Origin of the sequence: Streptomyces sp. MB09-02B (assembly GCF_033794485.1) — a bacterium.
In the GTDB taxonomy this organism is placed as follows: Bacteria; Actinomycetota; Actinomycetes; order Streptomycetales; family Streptomycetaceae; genus Streptomyces.
Genome location: NZ_JARGEE010000822.1, coordinates 1 through 1,587, shown reverse-complemented (window position 1 = coordinate 1,587; position 1,587 = coordinate 1). Strand labels below are relative to the sequence as shown.

Annotated in this window: 2 protein-coding genes; one reads left to right on the top strand and one right to left on the bottom strand. The window is 75.6% G+C overall.

The window, feature by feature from the left end; genetic code table 11:
- Positions 1-281: 281 nt before the first annotated feature.
- Positions 282-494: a hypothetical protein gene (locus tag P1P70_RS44375; RefSeq protein ID WP_319248135.1), complete on the bottom strand. Its 213-nt coding sequence runs from the start codon at positions 492-494 to the stop codon at positions 282-284.
- A gap of 124 nt (positions 495-618) precedes the next feature.
- On the opposite strand from P1P70_RS44375, the gene P1P70_RS44370 reads away from it, so the two are divergent.
- Positions 619-1,587, top strand: a 969-nt coding sequence (locus P1P70_RS44370) for a bifunctional adenosylcobinamide kinase/adenosylcobinamide-phosphate guanylyltransferase (protein WP_319248133.1), incomplete at its 3' end; no start/stop codon positions are given.

Below are 1,587 nucleotides of genomic sequence, written 5' to 3'. Positions count from 1 at the left end.
CTACCCGTCCCTCCCCCACTCTCGGCTTCGCTCGAGCGGGAGGTGCCCCCACCAAGGGGCTGCGCCCCTCCGACCCCCAGACGTCCGTTCGGTGGGGGCTGGTCGCGCAGTTCCCCGCGCCCCTTAAAAGCCCTGGGCGCGACCTATGCCGGTAAGGGGCGCGGGGAACTGCGCGAGAAGCCCCACCGGACCCGCACCCGCCGACGAACCCCGAATCCCCGAGCTCTTCCGCGGGTATCGGGGCGGAGCCCCGGACAGGGACCCCGCCCCGCCGCGGAGCGCTACGCGTCCTGCGCGTGCAGGCTCATCGGGCCGTAGATCTCCGTCGCGTCCTCGAAGAGACGGACCTGGTCGGCGCCGCCTTCGAGCAGCGCTTTCCAGTGCTCGCCGATCCACGACTCGGCATCCCCCTGGGTCGTGAACTCCTCGGGCTGGACCGCGGGCTGGACCTCCGTCCCGTCGGCCTTCTCGAACCGCCACGTCCATGCCGCCATGTGAGCCTCCGTAAGTACCGGCCCGGCACCGCACACGGCGCCGAGCAAGATCCGGTTCCCCCCTGAGCCTAGTCGGACGCGCAAGACCTGCGGGTGTTCATCGGGACGCGGGAAAATCGTCGGTGTGGAACTGACATTGCTCGGCACCGGCGCCCCCGCGGGACTCCCCCGCCCCGACTGTCCGTGCGCGGTGTGCGCGACCGCGCTCGGTGCGGCCGCGCGCGGGGCGACCGCGCTGCTCGTGGACGGCACACTGCTCCTCGACCTCACTCCGGGCGCCGCCCTCGCGGCCGCGCGCGCCGGGCGCACGCTCACCGGGGTGCGCCAGGTACTGCTGTCGCATCCGCACGACGGGCCCGCCGTGGAGGTGCCGGCGGGGCTGCCGCAGCCCGTGCGGGTGCCGGACGGGCGGGAGCTGGCGCTGCTGACCGGACATCGGGTGCGGGCCCAGGCCCTGGACGCGCCGGGGACCGGCTACGCGGTGACCGGTCCGGGCGGCCAACGGCTGCTGTATCTGCCGCCGGGGGGCGCGCCCGCCGGTGTGGAGGAGGGGGCGGAGCCGTACGACATGGTGCTCCTCGATGTGCTGGGGCGGCCGGACGCGCTGGCGCGGCTGCGCGCGGCGGGGGCCGTGGGTCCGACGACCGATGTCGTGGCCGTGCACATCGACCACGACGTGCCGGCGGACGGCGAGTTGCCGCGCCGGCTCGCGGCGGCGGGCGCGCGCGCCGTGCCGGACGGGACGCCGCTGGCGGTGGGCGCCTACGAGGACGTACCCGATGTGCCGCGCCGCACGCTGGTGCTCGGCGGGGCGCGCTCGGGGAAGTCGGTGGAGGCCGAGCGCCGGCTGGAGGCGTTCCCGGACGTGCTGTACGTGGCGACCGGCGGGCTGCGGGGCGGCGACGGGGAGTGGGCCGAGCGGGTCGCCGCCCACCGTGAGCGGCGACCCGGGTCGTGGCGCACGGTCGAGACCTGCGACCTCGTGCCCCTGCTGAAGGACGACGACGGGGCGCCGCTGCTCGTGGACTGTCTCTCGCTGTGGCTGACGGACGCCATGGACGCGGTGGGGGCGTGGGACGACGCGGAGTGGGCC

Bases quoted from the DNA above. Each gene is read 5' to 3' on its own strand.
- P1P70_RS44375 (WP_319248135.1), bottom strand. From the start codon at position 494: ATGGCGGCATGGACGTGGCGGTTCGAGAAGGCCGACGGGACGGAGGTC.